The following is a 14,919-nucleotide window of genomic DNA, read 5'->3' on the forward strand; positions in this document are numbered from 1 at the left end:
GCATGTCCGCGTCTCTCGTTTTCACGCTCGTTCCGATCGGATCCATCGTGTCCTGGTCTGATGGAACGCCCAAGCCGCCGGAGCGCCATAAGAAAAAACTCGCTGCCTGGAGGACCAGAAACAGCTCCGGCCGCCTGATCCGCAAGCAGCCCAGCCAGACCCGTGGCAGCTACACCGCGCCTGACTGCTTCACCATCCATGAAGGCGACCATGGCAGCAAGGGCACCATCGTGCTGCGTGTCTATCGCACCTTCGATGTTGGCGCCTGCTCCCTGAGTTTCACCGTGGTGGAGCGTCCGGCGATCGGTTCGGTCCGCATCTTCGATCGCGCCGGCGAGGGCGCGGAGCTCGTTCATGTCGCTGCCGATCATCCCGCGGCGGAAGAATGGCTCGCCCGCCACCGGCATCCGCACGCCGTGCTGGAAGAGGTAACGCGCAGCCAGGAAAGCCCGTCCGAGGACAAGGCCGCCGCATAAGCCGCCATTCCCTTTGTACATCGAAATCATCTACCGCCGCCGGCCTGTCCGGCGGCGCTTTCGTGTTCAATTCCCTTATCGAGAAGGAGGACATAGATGTCCGCACTCATGATCTTCGACCTTGCGCCGATCGGCGCCGTCATTTCCTGGTCGGACGGCAATCCTCGCCCGTCCGAGGACAGAATTCACACGCTTGCCGGATGGAAACGCGACAATGCGGTTGGACGGCTGGTGCGTAAACGCAGCCGTACTGTCATGGCACAGTCTCGCATTCCCGCAAGTTTCAAGGTTGCCACGGACGGTATCGACGATCTCGGTGCCATCATCGGCGCCGACTTCAGGATGTTTTCCGTCGGCAGCGTGCTCACTTTCGCCGTGCTTGAACGGCCTCAGGTCGGCTCCATCCGTATTCTTGACGGTGATGCCGAGGATGCTGAACTCCTGCATCTTGCGGCCGATCAAGCCCATGCCGAGATCTGGGTACGGAGCTGTGGCTTCAGCAATACGATGTTGCGCGAGGTCACCGCGGATGAGGTTGCCGCTGACCGGATCGAGGGGAGGGTGGCATGAACAGGCAAGCCAACGCCCATGATGCAATGACCCCCCAAAATTCAGGGGTCGAGTTCGCGCGCAGTGCTGATGATTTCCCGGTCGCCCGGATCGGCGATATCACGCTCGCGATGCTGCCGTTGGTTGATGGCGGCGTTTTCCTTGCCAGTGCCTGGCGTGTGTACCGGCCACTCGCGGAGATGACACGAGCCGATTTTTACGGTCACGAACGCCGGCTGGACGACGAGGCGGCATTCCGCGATCGCGTGTTCGAGACGGCCGAACACCGTCGCGAGCTTGCAGGTCTTGACCGTGTCGAGAGGCGGATCGCCTGCAGCACCCCATGGGGCGCCTCGCAAATGGCGACGGTCTATGCCGAGGGTGTGACGTCACACATGACGGCCGGTCACGGCGGATTTCACCTGTCGATGGAACGCAATCTGCGAATCCATCCTTCGCTTCGCAAGGAGACCCCGTGGTACGAAGAAGATGCCGAATGGGCGATCGTCGCCGTGACTTTCCCGGAGCTATTCACCAGCTACGAGCGCCGGATCGCCGGAAATACGATCCGCAATAGCTGGCCGGATGCGTGGGAAACAATCAACGGCTGCGTGCTGGATCCTGCCGAATCCTGGGAAAAGGCCCGCAGGCTTTTCGACACCGCGCATGCAGACGATTGGGTGGTCATTTCCGCCATCCTTTCCGACCAGCATCAAGGCATGACCGAAGTGATCGCCACGCTCGGCGGGAAACGCGACCTTTCTGCCGGGGAGCGGCGCTATCTTGTGCCAAGTCCCGAATATGGCACCCGGAACCCGCTCGGTTTCGTCATCGATCCGGGCCGTCATCAACTCTACGACGGTTCGTCGAGCTTCGTGGGCTGGAAGGCGCGGAGGACGGCCGGATGAAACCCGTCAATCCTCGCGTGCTGTTGAAGCGAATGGAGGCAGCCCATCGGGACACCCGCCGGCACCTCGATCTCGTTCATCGGCAGATCGCATGCCGCGCCGAACGCATTACGATCACACAGAAGGCAAAGGCGAGACACTCATCCCGCAAGCGGTCGGGTACGCGGTGGTGCCGAAACGACCAGATGCTGCTTCAGGCACATCTCGATCGGCTTCAATTCGAGCGGCGTCTTGAACTCGATGGGCTCGCCGGCAAACTGGCTCGTCAGGAGCAGGCGATCGACACGCTGCGTCGAAAACTCGGCGAAGAGGCCGGCCGCAGGGTTGCGTGAGCACCTCGCAGGGACGGTCTTGCGAAGGGGACCCGGGGTGCTGACACGGTGATCGCCAATTGTGGTGAGGGCGCGTCATTGTCGGGCGGGTATCCCACCACGCGTTTCCAATGATGCCTTAAACCCCTTGCCGCTCCGCCCCTCGGTTGTGTTGCGGTCTAAACCGGCGGCCGTCTGCTTCAAGGCCGCTATCGCGCCGCGCGGCGGCCGGAACAGCCTGTCTCACATCACCATCCCGCGTCCCGCGCAGGGCTGCACCCCGCTTGGCCGCAGGCCGATGACGCTCGTCATGGCCGCCCCGGACCCTGAAGCAACCGTCATTCCGCCGGCTTTTCCAGACCGCACCCGAGGGACGGAGCGGCAAGGGGCCGCTTCGGGTCCCCGGAGGAAAACCCGAAGAGGAAACCCTCATGGCAAAGCCCGCTACCCCCTCCCGTCAGTCGCCCCGTCCGTCGGCACGCGTCGTCCAGCTCCGCAAGGGAGCCACCCTCGAAATGGTTCGGCTCACTTGCCCCGATACCGCACAGGCACTGCTGATCGCGGAGAGTTTCGGGACCGCCGTGGTCGATAGCGGCGGCATCCGCGATCTGCATGAGCGGCTGATTATCGAAACCGCAGACAGCCTTTCCGAGGGCCTGGGCGAGCGGGCGATGCAGATCCATCTCCAGCGTGTCGTTGGCGCCTATGTCGGGTCCGCTCATGGTGCGGGACAGTTTTACAGCCGCGCCGTCACCGAGGCTCGCGATGCAACGGCCAAGGCGGCCAACGACGCCCGCGACGAGGACCTCGATGGACCGGTCGGCTACGATAGCGCCGCCCAGCGCAAACGCGAGTTTGCCGCGGACATGGCGATACAGTCCCACGCCCTGCGGATGGCAGCCGAAGGGGCCGTCGCGGCCTATGAACAGGTGGTTGGTGAAAGCTGGAAGCCGTTCGACCGCCCGGTCGAAAATCCCGGCCAAAATCTCGACCGCAAGGCTGCCGCGGCACAGATGGCGGCATTCGACTGATCCGCAAGATGGCGGGGCTTCGGCCCCGCTTTTTTTGTGCCTATAGCGGTGCCCGCTTTCGGCCAGCTTCGCCGGCAGCCGTTTAACCGTCGCAGTTTGTCACTATATCCCCATGGACGGCGTTATCGAAGGGGATCACATGAACAACGAACAAACGTCCAAGATGAAGCCCTGGGTCACCTCGCAAGGCCCGGTTCCTGCCAGTGCCAATGATCTCAAAAAAGCCGCTGCCATCAACGAGTTGCTGACCGAACCCGCGGCAATCCTTCCGCAGCAGGAAACCGATCCGATCTTACCATTCGAGATCGGCATCTTCGAGCAATTCAGCGGCAGACTTCAGCCTGGAATTGCCAGGATCCGTCTTCGGCGTGCTGTCGCCGCCTATGCGGCTGCAAAAAACTACCTGCTGGCCTGCGCCCAGCCGGATGCCATGCGCCATGATATTGCCGGACGTCCGACATCGCCGGTCAGTGCCGACGACAGAATGGCAGCGCAACTGCGCGTGACCGAAATTCGCCGCCAAAGAAAATTGCAGGCCGATATGGCCGGCGGCACACCCGGTATCGATATCGGCGGTACCCAACAGGATTGACCCTATCCATCTCCGTCCAGCGCGCCACCCCTTTGTCGTCTTCGGGTGAGGACCAGTGTGGGTCTGCCCCTGCCGTGAGCGCATCGATGGCCAAGAGGCTTTGAACGGTCGCTGCAATGCGGCCCCGTCCTTGCTGTCGGTCCTGCAGGAGCCGGCGGCAAGCCGCAACGGCTGCGCCGTCCTCCACTGCGTTCCGGCCGTTCCGGTGCAGCTCACCGCCTGACAGCTCCTGCCCTAGTCCCTCCGCGACGAGGCCGCAATGGCGCGGCCTCCTGATTGGAGGGCAAAGGAAAATGAGCAGGAAAGAGCACAGCGATCGAAGCGATATCTATTCACGGATCACCGACCGGATCATCGCCGATCTGGAAAAAGGCGTCCGGCCGTGGATGAAACCCTGGAGTTCCGCCAACGCCGCTGGTCGGGTTACCCGGCCGCTGCGCCACAACGGACAGCCCTATTCCGGCATGAACGTCCTCCTGTTGTGGTCGGAGGGTATCGCGCGAGGCTTTGCCTCACAGACCTGGATGACGTTCAAACAGGCCTTGCAGCTGGATGCTGCCGTGCGCAAGGGCGAGACCGGTTCCACCGTCGTCTTCGCCAGCCGCTTCACAAAGTCCGAGGACGATGGAAAGGGCGGCGAGGTCGATCGGGAGATCCCGTTCCTGAAGGCCTACAGCGTATTCAATGTCGAACAGATCGACGGTCTGCCCGACCATTATTACCATCATCCGGTCGTGCAGATCGATCCCGTCGAGCGCCTCGAACAGGTTGACCGGTTCTTTCGCCGCACCGGGGCCCTTATCCGGCATGGCGGTAGCCAGGCCTATTATTCGCCGGTCATGGACTACATCCAGATGCCCCCCTTCGAGACGTTCAAGGATGCGGCCAGCTACTATGCAACCTTGAGTCACGAGGCAACCCATTGGACGGCAAGTCCGGAGCGGGTCGGACGCGACCTCAGCCGCTATGCCAAGGACAGATCGGAGCGTAGCCGCGAAGAGCTAATTGCCGAGCTGGGCAGCGTTTTTTTAGCCGCGGACGTGGGAATTTCGCCCGAGCTCGAACCACGGCCCGACCATGCAAGCTACCTCCACTCATGGTTGAAGGTATTGGGTGAAGATAAGCGCGCAATCTTCCAGGCAGCGGCCCATGCGCAACGCGCCACCGCCTATCTGCATGGCTTGCAGCCGAACGGTGCTGAACACAGGGAGGCTGCGTGATGGCCCTCCCGTGCACGAGATTGCTCATCCTGGCGTGCTCGGCGACCAAACGCAACGATCCCCGATACATGCCGGCCATCGACCGCTACGATGGCCCGCTCTGGCGGACGCTGCGCACGGTCGATCCGCGAAGGGAGAAGGCGCAAGTCGCCTTTCTCTCCGCCCATCTCGGCTTCCGCGCTGCAGACATGCCGATCGAAATCTACGATGCCCGTATGACGGAAACTATGGTCGCTGCGATGAAGAGGGGCGATCTCGGAACACGCTGGCCGCGACCGACGTCTCATGCCCGCGTCATGCCGTCTGGCGAACATCCGGGAATGCACATCGCTTCGCTCACCGAGCATCGGAAATTTGCCTTTTGCGACGTCGCGCTCGCCGGCGGGCATCTCTATCTCGACGTCATGCGGCACCTTGTCGATCTGTTTTGTAAAGGCGGCTATGTCGCCGGTGACGCCCGGATCACGGAGATCAATGAATCCATCGGTTTCATGCGACGCGCCCTGCGCCGGTGGCTCGTCGACCAGAACGGGGAGGCGGGCTGATGGCGTATTCTCCGCTTGTCCCGAACCAGGTCACCGGATCCTCTGAAATCCGGCTGCGGGCGCTCAGCCTCGGTGCTGGCGTGCAATCGACCACTATGGCCCTGATGGCGGCCCATGGAGAGATCGGTCCGATGCCCGATTGCGCCATCTTCGCAGACACCGGATGGGAACCGAAGGCCGTCTATGATCATCTCGCATGGCTGATGTCATCCAATGTCCTGCCATTCCCGGTCCATATCGTCTCGAACGGAAACATCCGCAACCAGCTCATGGAGGCAGGCGCTGGCAACCGCTGGGCCTCCATTCCCGCCTTCACCCGCACGGTAACGCCAGTCGGTTCCCGTGTGCCGATCCTCGATGAAGATGAGGACGGCGAAATTGTCACCGTCGGCACACGCCAGACCAGAACCGAGACAATCTCGATTGGCATGATCCGACGCCAATGCACCTCCGACTACAAGATCGTTCCGATCCGCAGGAAGGTCCGCGAGCTTGCCGGGCTCACCCGCCGGCGGTCTCCCGACGCACCGGTTGTGGAACAATGGATCGGCATCAGCCTTGATGAAGTCGTCAGAATGAAACCAAGTCGGGAGGCATGGCAAATCAACCGATGGCCGCTCATCGAACAGCGCATGAGCCGACGCGATTGCCTTGCGTGGCTGCGCCGCCATGACTATCCCGAGCCCCCGAAATCCGCCTGCATCGGGTGCCCCTTCCATGACGATGCACGCTGGCGCTTCATGCGCGATCACGACACCGATGCCTGGATCGATGCGGTCGAGGTCGACCGCGCCATTCGCAGCGGATTGCGCGGCATTCGCGGGCAGGTCTTTCTCCATCGCTCGGGCGTGCCGCTCGATCGGGCGGACCTGTCGACGGCCGCCGACCACGGTCAGCTCGATCTGTGGCCGAATGAATGCGAGGGGATGTGCGGTGTCTGATCGATCCTCCAGCGCCGAAGTGCGCAACCCTCTTCTGCAACTGCCCGCGGCGCAAAAAATGCGATCTCTGCCACCGGAAGCGCGTGCGGTTCTGGCAGAGCTTCTGCGGGAACTGTCGTTTGACGCGCGGGAACGCGCCGAACGGAGCTGGCGACAGAACAAGGCGCCGATGGCGGTCTACTGGAAAGCCGTTGCCGTCTATGCCGGGCATCTCTATCGGATCGCGCGTCTGACAGGAGCCCGGCGCGATCGGGCGAGCGCAACCCGTGCCTCAGAGGCGGAAGTCGGCAATGGCGCCCCTGGACATGACACCCGGCGTTCTGATCGGCGGTGAACCGGACAAGGCGGTCTTCATCCCTTTCGGCAGGGTTGCCGACGGCAGATATCAGGTGCCGCCGCTGACGCATCACAGGGATGAGATGAGCTGTGCCGTGCGTCGGTGAAGTCCATCCGTGCGCTGCCTCAAACGCAACGGGAGGGGCAGGCGGAAAACCCACCGTCCCGGAAAAAGTCGTCGCCGGACGAAAGCGCCAGCATGCGGCCGATCACGAACGTCCGTGCCACCGAAAGGGTTCGTTTGAAGCAGGGGACCGCCGAGACCCCGCGCCCTGCCAGGTTCCTCCGCCCTGGACACCGGTGCACCCACGCAGACCTCGATGGAACTGGTGTGACCGCAAGACGCCTGCGGCTCGATCGGCCGACCGCAACGACCGGCCCGGACTATTTTCCGCCGCCCGGCAGGCCGGGCTTTGCATCGCGAAACAAAATAGCCCGCTCCAGCCGCCCTCCACTGCGTTCCGGCCCCTGAAGGGGTGCAGTACCGATCGCTCCCGGTCCTTACACCGTCATCGAGGCAGCGATGGGCGCAGCCCGATCACACGAAAGGAACCAAGTCATGGCAGTCATCGGCGAATTCACCACCAACGGCAACACCATCGTCGGCAACGTTCGCACTCTAACCGTCGCAATGAAGGCCCGCCTCAATCCCATCGAGCGCGTCTCCCGCGACGCCCCGGACTTCCGCGTCACCTCTGGCGCCGCCGAAGTGGGAGCCGGCTGGAACTCGGTCTCGGCGAACGGCGAGCCCTACATCTCCCTCAAGCTCGACGATCCGAGCTTCAACGCCCCGATCAACGCCGCCCTGTGGCCGGCCGAAAAAGAAGGCGACTACGTCCTCGTCTGGTCCCGCCCGAACCGCGAGGCCGCATGACCGGGATCCACGAATGGCCCCGCCGCGAGGCGGGGTCGTTCGCAAAAAGCAACAAAGCCGGAGCCGGGCAGCGAGCCAGGATCCGGCTTTGTCATTGTCATGGGATGCCTCAGGCGTTGAGTGCGTCCTTTACGGCCTTGCCCGGCGTAAACGCCAGCTTCTTCGCGGCCGCGATCTTGATCGTCGCCCCGGTTGCCGGGTTGCGCCCCTCGCGCTCCGGTGTTTCCTTCAGCTTGAATTTGCCAAAGCTCGGAATGGACGTCTCCGCACCGGCCAGCGCCGCCTCGGTAATCTGCCGGAAGACGCTCTCCACAATCGCCTTGGCCTGCACCTTGCTAAGGTTCTGCTCGGACGCGATCTTGTCAGCAATTTCATTGGTCGTGGTCATGATATAACAGCTCCTCGTGTTTCACACCTTCCGGTATGATCTTGAAGATGCCGCAACGATAAGTGCGAAACATCCGCATTCGACCGAAAAGGCGCGAAAACCACAGGAATTATGCGTCTTCGGGTGTCCCTGAGGCCCGGCGGGCCATCTACCCCCGTCCAATGGACAAGGCCGACGAACAGGTCAGGTCTCTCCCGATACGATGAAGAAGCAGGCGGGTATCGAACCCGCCTGCTTCTTTCCGGTGCCATACGGAGAGGTGGGGTCTGCTCAGATCGTCCCATTGTGCCGTTCGGAAATGACGGCCTCAAGGACGCATGGTTCCCCCAATTTGCTCCGCCCGCCCTGCCGGGCAGGTTCCGCAAATCGGCTCCCCCATACGCCGGCTTCGCCGGTCGCGTGCCGCGATCCTTGACCCCGCCATCCCCTCACGCCGCTGGTCCCCGTCTTTCACAAACGTCAAGGAGACGACGATGACCTATGCCCTCGAAATCCAGGTTGAAGAGTTGCGCGCCGAGATGCGGGCCGTAGTCGATGCCGCAGAGCGCCGCCAGATCAAGGCCGAGCTCGAACTCGCCCAGGCTGAGCTGGCCGCCGCGCTTGCCGAACAGGACGGCAGCCATTCCTCGGAGCCTCCGTTCTGACGGAGGCTTCTGCCGCAGTTGCCGGCCCAGCCCGCCGGATCGACCGGCGGCCAGGGCCCGACGCTTCGCTTCGCCACCGACCACACCAATACCGCAGCCTGCATCCCACCGGAAGAGATCGGGAAGGTTGCCGCGTCGTTCCTTTAGATCCCCTGTCATCGGCATCGGGGATGTTGCAGCCCGGTCGTTGCACTGCAACCTGCCGGCAACGGAGTTTTCCCCGCCTTCGGCTCCTCGCGCTTCAAAATTCCGTCGCCGGCAGGTCCTCCGCATACGCTGCGGCCCTTTCGGGTGCAGCACGCCTTTCCGGGCCGCGGCCTATCCCCGCAATGACACGTTATCGAAAGGAGTAAACATCATGCGCCAACTCGCCCAATTCCTCACCGCCACCGGTCGCCGGCTGCGCGCACTCGGCAAAGTCGCCGGCCATTTCTTCCGCAAAGGCAAACTCGGCCTCAAGCTCGCAATCAAGATCCCGTTCTTCGTCGAGATCGAGATCGCCTTCGAGACGGACTGGGACCGGCGCCGATAAGGCACCAGTCGAGGCCTGCTCGCGCGGGCCTCGTTCCACCTGACGTCCCGCCGGGCGATAGCCGCGTGTCCGCTTCTGGCGAACGAGATCGAGAAACAGCAGCACCGCCTCCTCTTCACGCTGGAAGATATGCGCCTTCGACTGGCCGCGCGCGCCGATGCGTCCCCAGCGGCGCGTCAGCCGGGTCTCTCCAAACAGGGTCTCCGAGATATCCATGGCATAATAACGAGCCATGTTCATCGAGACGTCCCTGCGTTCGATATAAAGCTGATAGGGCTGGGCAATCATGACGACAGAATCGTCGATTGCCGATTCTGCGTCCAACCAGAGATTTGAATCGGTCAGGCCCGACCGATTCATCTCGGTGATGGATCAATCGCACCAGGGATGCCGTGCGCCGTCCCAGCGCCGCGCCAGACCTTCAGCAACCAGAATGTCGCCGATGGACTGCCCGTCGCGGACAACCCTGCGCAACTTCCGGCCATACCTGTCCTCGTCCCGATCACCCGCCACAAGCGAGAATGCCCCGTCATTGAGGAGGTCGAGCAAACGTGTCTTCGCCGCCTCGCCCTTGATCCTCTCCGCCTCACACCGCGGCGGGCTGAGTTCCGGCGTGTCGATATCCGCAATCCTGATCTTCTGATCACCAAGCCAGAACGTGTCGCCGTCGACCACGCAGTCGCGATGCGGTCCATTCGGACAGATATCGAAGCGAACCGAAACCGGAGCGTTTGCCCGTGCAGACATCGGCGGCCCGAGATCAACGATGATGTCCTGCGTTGCGACAAGATAACCGCCAAACACCACCAAAGCGATGATGGTCGCCAATACGATGCTGCTGGGTCGGATACGGCTGCGTTTCCACCTCGGCCGTTTCGGCGGTCTTCGTTCAGCCGTGGCGGCTGGTTTCCGCTTGTCGGTTCGTTTGCTTCGCTCGTCATCGAGCTTGACGATCTTCTTCAATGCCTGCCGTTCCTCGCAATCTGTTTCGTTTCCCGCCTTATCCGAATATTTGCGGAGTGAAAGGGGATTGAGGGCGAGCCGCTACGCGGACGGCTCTATTCGCTGCGCGAACGGAGCCCGCAAGCGGTCTCCGCCGATGCCGGTGACGATCCTCTCCCTCGGCTGCGCCGACGGAAATCGCCTTTGGCGATCCATTCCGGTCTGATCGGGAAAAGAGGGCGCCGCCCTCTCTCCCCAGCAAGGTCCAGTCGCCGGTCTCCCCGTCCTTCCGCGCCGGCTTGTGCAGGACGGGTGATCCCCCTCCGGCGCCTGCGCCTTGCCCCCCTCTCACCCGCCGCTCCGCGCGCGCTCGGGAAGCAGGAGCGGGGCCTGCTTCCTGACGAAAGGCCCTTCGCTTCGCGAACCGAAGGAGCTTCAAAATGACCCTCAACGCCTATCTTGTCGAAGTCGAAACCCGCAGCATCCGTATGGTGACGATCGATCCGGCAAACAGCCTTGCCGACATTCGCCGTCATATCGGATGCAACCTCATCGACATGGTGAGGATCGACCGGAACCATTGCATCATCGTTGACGACAACGGGCTGATGGACGAGATCCCATGCTTCACCGAGGTGGCGGATTATGCAAGTCCGCTGGCCGGCAATCTCCTGATCGTCGGTACCGACCAGTTTGGCGAAACCGTTTCACCGCAGCGGCCCATCGAGGATTTTGCCGCCATCCTGACGATCCGGTTCCCGGTCCTGTCACCGACTTTCGAGGCAATCAGCGGACCGCATGTATTCGGCAGCCGCGTCAGCGGTTTTACCGCCACGCTGAAGGCCGCCAATCCGGCCGTCATCGCCACGGTGTGAGGGCGACAGAAGGGGGCGGCAATCCCGTCCCCGCTCACCCGATACGACGCGCTAAGGACCCGACGGATGGGTCTGTCATCGCACCTTCGCCGGGTGGTCCGGATCGACCGGCCCGCCCGGCGGCAAGAGGGCCTAGCCCTCTCACACTCTCCCTCAACACGGACACGGCGCCCCTGGCGCCGTGGGCTCTTCTTCTGTCGGGTAGCAGCGGGGCATTGCTGCCCCGCTGCCCCCTCAGAACCGGGCGTACGGATCGCCCCGTACCCGGCTCAAGCCATTCTTCAGCACCATGCCGTGGCACCCGGTCACTCGACGGCTGATTTCGTGGCTCGACGATGGGCGAAGTACTCGTGCCACACTGGATCGAATGGGCTGGCCGGAGCGCGGATTTTGATGTGTCTCCTAATTGAGACCGTCGCTGCGCGGAATAACCGATATTTGGTGTCTTCCGTGCCAAATTCCCCGTTCCGGTTTCCATAAATCCGGTAGTACTTGCTCTGCACCCATCGTGCTCCCTTATTGGGGTGCCTTCGGCACGCCCATTTCCGAAGCATTCGCCAGATGCGGTCATCCACCAAAGAGAAGGTTGCCTTTGCCACGACATGACGATGATACATGGCCCATCCTCGAATGATGGGGTTGAGCTTGTGTATCAATGACGCCTGCGTAGCGGTGGCGTTGCCTTTTATGACCTTCCGGACCTTGTCGAGAAGCGATTTAACGCTCTTCTTGGACGGCTTTATCAGGAGCTTGCCGTTGTACTTGCGTACGTTCTGGCCCAGAAAATCGAAACCCTCCGCTATATGCGTTATTTTGGTCTTCTCTTCCGAGAGTTCCAGACCCCGAGCGGCCAGAAACTTCCTGACCGCAGGCATGACCTTGTCCTCCAGTATTTCTTTGGAAATGCCGGTGATGACAAAATCATCCGCATAGCGGATGACGTTTAGGCAGGCTTTCTCGCGCGCGCGTTTCGTAGAACCCGCACTTGCGTGTGCCGCTGCTTCGAGCCCATCCAGCACCATGTTCGCGATCGTCGGCGAGATTACCCCGCCTTGGGGAGTTCCCGCCGTCGTCTCGAACAGGGTTTCCTCTTCGATATATCCGGCTTGAAGCCACTTTCGCAGGACACCCTTGTCCATCGGTATATGCTTGAGGATGTAATCGTGGCTAATTTCGTCAAAACAGCCACGGATATCACCCTCCAGAATCCACGCTGGCGAAACGTGTCTCGCCAACGAGATGAAGCACTTGCCGATGGCGTCGGCTGTCGAGCGTCTGGGCCGAAATCCATAGGAGTTCGGGTCCGCCCGACTCTCTGCCACGGGTTCCAGAGCGAGCTTCCATAAGGACTGCATCGCCCTGCACCGCATGCAGGGAATCCCGAGCGGGCGCTTCTTGCCGTTGCTTTTCGGGATATAGACGCGGCGTAGTGGCATCGTTCGATAACCACGGTGCTGTAGCGTCGTCATTCCCTTCCATCTGGCCGCCGGGGTTGACCAGATTGCTCCATCCACCCCCGGCGTATTCTTACCACGATTTTCCGTCACCCGCTTCACAGCAAGCATCTTGCCGCTGTGCGAGCGGGTCAGCAGACGTTGCAGGGCTTTCACCTTGCCCCATCTGCCTTCGCGAGTGGCCTTGGCGATACGTACTTGAAGTCGCTCCACGGTTGCCTCAATGTGGAGCCAGTTCGCCTGATCCCACATCTGAGCCTCGTGCGAGGACGCACCAGCCATCGATGTTTTCGCATCGGTAGCCGTCATCTGCTTTTCCTCGTCCAGCGATTTGTCATGCTCTCTCGCCATGAATGACCGAGCGGAAGTCTGCCCACTTTCGTGTCGGGCGATGTTGCAGCCCGTATCCCGACAATTACAGCCGGGCTTTCGCTTTCTCCGCTTTCCTTTACCCGCAGCGCCAACAGCGTTCCTTACGGTTCGCCTGCCGTTTCCGGCAGCGCTACGGGCTTACCCTGTTCCACATAAGTCTCTGAGCGGGTCGGATCCCTCCTATTCGCCGGCAGCACATCGTCCATGGTGGCTCACGTCAGAAGAGACCACACCTTGCTGCATACCTTTTGGTCAAGCCTGTCAGCACGTTTGGCTTGTCAATGGTTACGACGTTTATCAGAGGTTCACATATGTTGATCGTTGCCGCTCGTCCCTAGCGCCTCACCGCCCTCGTGCTGGCAGATTCCACGTTGCCTCACGGCTTAGTGTACCGGATGCCCGGTGGCTACATTGTTCCCGAAGCTTCACACCGAGTCGTTGCCAACTCCGCATGTCCGGGTAGGGAACGGTTGATGGAACAACCGGTTTTATCAGTTAGTTCATCTCTCGAATTCCTCCTGTAAAACAGAAACTTATGCGACTTTCCAGGTCGCACCTGACTTCCCATTTTGCACCCGCCACTCCGGCGTCAAGGACTGCGCGGTTCCCCCAATTTTCAGGCGCCGCCTTTGGGCGTCGTCAGAAAATCGGCTCCCCCGCTTGCCGCCTCCGGCGGCCGCGTTCCGCGATCCCTGACCCCTCGCGGCTATCGTGCGGACTCCTTCCGTCAGAAAACGAAAGGAGACTTCCTATGACACAGCGCAAGATCAAATACATCGATGGTGGAAGCCCGGAATACTGGCGGCAGCGCACCGAGGGGTTCCGTCTCATCCGCGAGGCAGAACGGGCACTGATCCGTGTCAAAAACGCGCCGCAATACATTGCCGGCAGCTGGGACGAAGACTATGGCGACTATGAGCCGGTCGAAAATCTCGGCCCCTATGACGATATGGATGAGGCAATCCGAGCCATCGAAGCCAATGAGACGGCCGTCGACATCCTCGTTGCCCAGCGCCGGACCCATTTCGGCGACTGGCCTGTCGCCGCCGTGATCCGCGAACTGGGGACCGACTGATATGAAGACGAGAGGCGGCACGGTCGCCTCTCGTCTTTTCCGCGTGGTCCTGACCGCTTGCCGGCATCGAGCCTGCGCGCGGTCTTGAGGGGCGAGACTTGCCGCCTCTCCCCTCAAACTCCCCTCTCCCTGCGGTGCGGGGCAGGCCCCGCCCGGCCTCCCGGGCCGGTAAACGGACGCTGCCGCGACTTCCCCAAACAATACGGAGAGGAGGATCGTCCTGCGCTGCGCCCTCATGCTTCGGGCATCCGCTCCAGACGATCCTCCTCTCCTGCGGTGCGTTCGCCGCCCAGTCGTTCGCATGTCATCGATGTCCGCTCCCTGCGGTCACGGGCATCCCGACTGCTCCCGACGGCGGCTCACTTCAGCATCTCTCACCACCATGTCCGGCCCACGCGCTATTCCTCCTCCGCGGATCACAGGCGATACACCTGTGATCGCTGTTGCATCGTCTGACGACTCGCAACAGCATTGGCGGGTCGGGCACGTGGGCTGGACATGGTGGTGAGAGATGGCAGGATAGGCTATTGGTATACCAATAGCCGTTTCGCCCGAGGGGCGATGGTCGCCTGGGCGACCGGGCATCTCCGTGATCTGCAATTTTTGCCAGAGTTGGGCAAAAACGACGGGCGCGAGCGATCGATGTACGGCCGGAAGTGAGGAGGGCGGTTCCGCCTGTTTTGAGGGGTTCCCGGAGCCTTCATCCGGCTGAAGATATCCCGTAATTCCGGTGATCGGCGATTGTGCGGTTAAGTGAATAAGCGAATAAGTGGGCGGGTGGTTCAGCGAATCCGCGGCTGAGCGATGGTGTTAATGAGTGCTTCGCCGAGTGAGTGCATCGGCAAATAAGCGAA

Annotated in this window: 18 protein-coding genes and 1 pseudogene; 15 read left to right on the forward strand and 4 right to left on the reverse strand. The window is 61.8% G+C overall.

What is annotated here, in order from left to right; all coding sequences use genetic code 11:
- The first annotated feature begins 2 nt into the window (after positions 1-2).
- From ACODTZ_RS28395 to ACODTZ_RS28445, 11 genes are all read left to right on the forward strand, one after another.
- Complete coding sequence (locus ACODTZ_RS28395) at positions 3-476, forward strand: hypothetical protein (RefSeq protein WP_011982955.1); 474 nt, start codon at positions 3-5, stop codon at positions 474-476.
- Positions 477-572: 96 nt separating this feature from the next.
- On the forward strand, positions 573-1,046 hold the full coding sequence (locus tag ACODTZ_RS28400) for a hypothetical protein (RefSeq protein ID WP_011982956.1): 474 nt from the start codon (positions 573-575) through the stop codon (positions 1,044-1,046).
- Positions 1,043-1,933, forward strand: coding sequence for a DUF7007 domain-containing protein (locus ACODTZ_RS28405; protein ID WP_011982957.1), 891 nt, complete (start codon positions 1,043-1,045; stop codon positions 1,931-1,933). The genes ACODTZ_RS28400 and ACODTZ_RS28405 overlap by 4 nt, the downstream gene beginning before the upstream one ends.
- Positions 1,930-2,265: a hypothetical protein gene (locus ACODTZ_RS28410; protein WP_011982958.1), complete on the forward strand. Its 336-nt coding sequence runs from the start codon at positions 1,930-1,932 to the stop codon at positions 2,263-2,265. Before ACODTZ_RS28405 ends, ACODTZ_RS28410 begins: the two co-directional genes overlap by 4 nt.
- A 410-nt stretch (positions 2,266-2,675) precedes the next feature.
- Entirely contained in the window at positions 2,676-3,275 is a 600-nt protein-coding gene (locus ACODTZ_RS28415) for a hypothetical protein (protein WP_011982959.1), read from the forward strand.
- Between the two features lie 139 nt (positions 3,276-3,414).
- Positions 3,415-3,867 carry a ProQ/FinO family protein gene (locus ACODTZ_RS28420; RefSeq protein WP_036589660.1) on the forward strand — a complete coding sequence of 151 codons (453 nt, stop codon included), beginning with the start codon at positions 3,415-3,417 and terminating at the stop codon, positions 3,865-3,867.
- A gap of 293 nt (positions 3,868-4,160) precedes the next feature.
- On the forward strand, positions 4,161-5,087 hold the full coding sequence (locus ACODTZ_RS28425; RefSeq protein ID WP_062653237.1) for an ArdC family protein: 927 nt from the start codon (positions 4,161-4,163) through the stop codon (positions 5,085-5,087).
- Entirely contained in the window at positions 5,087-5,632 is a 546-nt protein-coding gene (locus ACODTZ_RS28430; RefSeq protein ID WP_011982962.1) for a hypothetical protein, read from the forward strand. Before ACODTZ_RS28425 ends, ACODTZ_RS28430 begins: the two co-directional genes overlap by 1 nt.
- Positions 5,632-6,573: a hypothetical protein gene (locus tag ACODTZ_RS28435; RefSeq protein WP_036589571.1), complete on the forward strand. Its 942-nt coding sequence runs from the start codon at positions 5,632-5,634 to the stop codon at positions 6,571-6,573. Before ACODTZ_RS28430 ends, ACODTZ_RS28435 begins: the two co-directional genes overlap by 1 nt.
- Positions 6,566-6,907: a hypothetical protein gene (locus ACODTZ_RS28440; RefSeq protein ID WP_198650704.1), complete on the forward strand. Its 342-nt coding sequence runs from the start codon at positions 6,566-6,568 to the stop codon at positions 6,905-6,907. The genes ACODTZ_RS28435 and ACODTZ_RS28440 overlap by 8 nt, the downstream gene beginning before the upstream one ends.
- 561 nt (positions 6,908-7,468) lie before the next feature.
- The gene (locus ACODTZ_RS28445) at positions 7,469-7,783 is read left to right on the forward strand and encodes a DUF736 domain-containing protein (protein ID WP_035226669.1); all 315 of its coding nucleotides are present in this window, start codon (positions 7,469-7,471) and stop codon (positions 7,781-7,783) included.
- Positions 7,784-7,892: 109 nt separating this feature from the next.
- On the opposite strand, the gene ACODTZ_RS28450 is transcribed toward ACODTZ_RS28445, so the two are convergent.
- Positions 7,893-8,171, reverse strand: coding sequence for an HU family DNA-binding protein (locus tag ACODTZ_RS28450; protein WP_011982965.1), 279 nt, complete (start codon positions 8,169-8,171; stop codon positions 7,893-7,895).
- 473 nt (positions 8,172-8,644) lie between these two features.
- On the opposite strand from ACODTZ_RS28450, the gene ACODTZ_RS28455 reads away from it, so the two are divergent.
- Both ACODTZ_RS28455 and ACODTZ_RS28460 read left to right on the forward strand, forming a co-directional pair.
- Complete coding sequence (locus ACODTZ_RS28455) at positions 8,645-8,815, forward strand: hypothetical protein (protein WP_011982966.1); 171 nt, start codon at positions 8,645-8,647, stop codon at positions 8,813-8,815.
- Positions 8,816-8,833: 18 nt separating this feature from the next.
- Complete coding sequence (locus ACODTZ_RS28460; protein WP_280637034.1) at positions 8,834-8,962, forward strand: hypothetical protein; 129 nt, start codon at positions 8,834-8,836, stop codon at positions 8,960-8,962.
- A gap of 487 nt (positions 8,963-9,449) precedes the next feature.
- On the opposite strand, the pseudogene ACODTZ_RS28465 reads toward ACODTZ_RS28460, so the two are convergent.
- Both ACODTZ_RS28465 and ACODTZ_RS28470 read right to left on the reverse strand, forming a co-directional pair.
- Positions 9,450-9,707 (reverse strand): annotated as a pseudogene (locus tag ACODTZ_RS28465) (WGR domain-containing protein); the annotation flags it as partial.
- Positions 9,708-9,719: 12 nt separating this feature from the next.
- Positions 9,720-10,175, reverse strand: coding sequence for a thermonuclease family protein (locus tag ACODTZ_RS28470; RefSeq protein WP_234800337.1), 456 nt, complete (start codon positions 10,173-10,175; stop codon positions 9,720-9,722).
- Between the two features lie 554 nt (positions 10,176-10,729).
- Between ACODTZ_RS28470 and ACODTZ_RS28475 the strand changes: the two genes are divergently transcribed.
- Positions 10,730-11,164, forward strand: coding sequence for a DUF3846 domain-containing protein (locus tag ACODTZ_RS28475; protein WP_011982969.1), 435 nt, complete (start codon positions 10,730-10,732; stop codon positions 11,162-11,164).
- Between the two features lie 305 nt (positions 11,165-11,469).
- On the opposite strand, the gene ltrA is transcribed toward ACODTZ_RS28475, so the two are convergent.
- Complete coding sequence (ltrA, locus tag ACODTZ_RS28480; protein WP_036589594.1) at positions 11,470-12,927, reverse strand: group II intron reverse transcriptase/maturase; 1,458 nt, start codon at positions 12,925-12,927, stop codon at positions 11,470-11,472.
- 814 nt (positions 12,928-13,741) lie between these two features.
- On the opposite strand from ltrA, the gene ACODTZ_RS28485 reads away from it, so the two are divergent.
- Positions 13,742-14,065 carry a hypothetical protein gene (locus ACODTZ_RS28485; RefSeq protein ID WP_011982970.1) on the forward strand — a complete coding sequence of 108 codons (324 nt, stop codon included), beginning with the start codon at positions 13,742-13,744 and terminating at the stop codon, positions 14,063-14,065.
- The last annotated feature ends 854 nt before the right edge of the window (positions 14,066-14,919 follow it).

The sequence above is a fragment of the Rhizobium sp. FG113 genome, assembly GCF_057809895.1.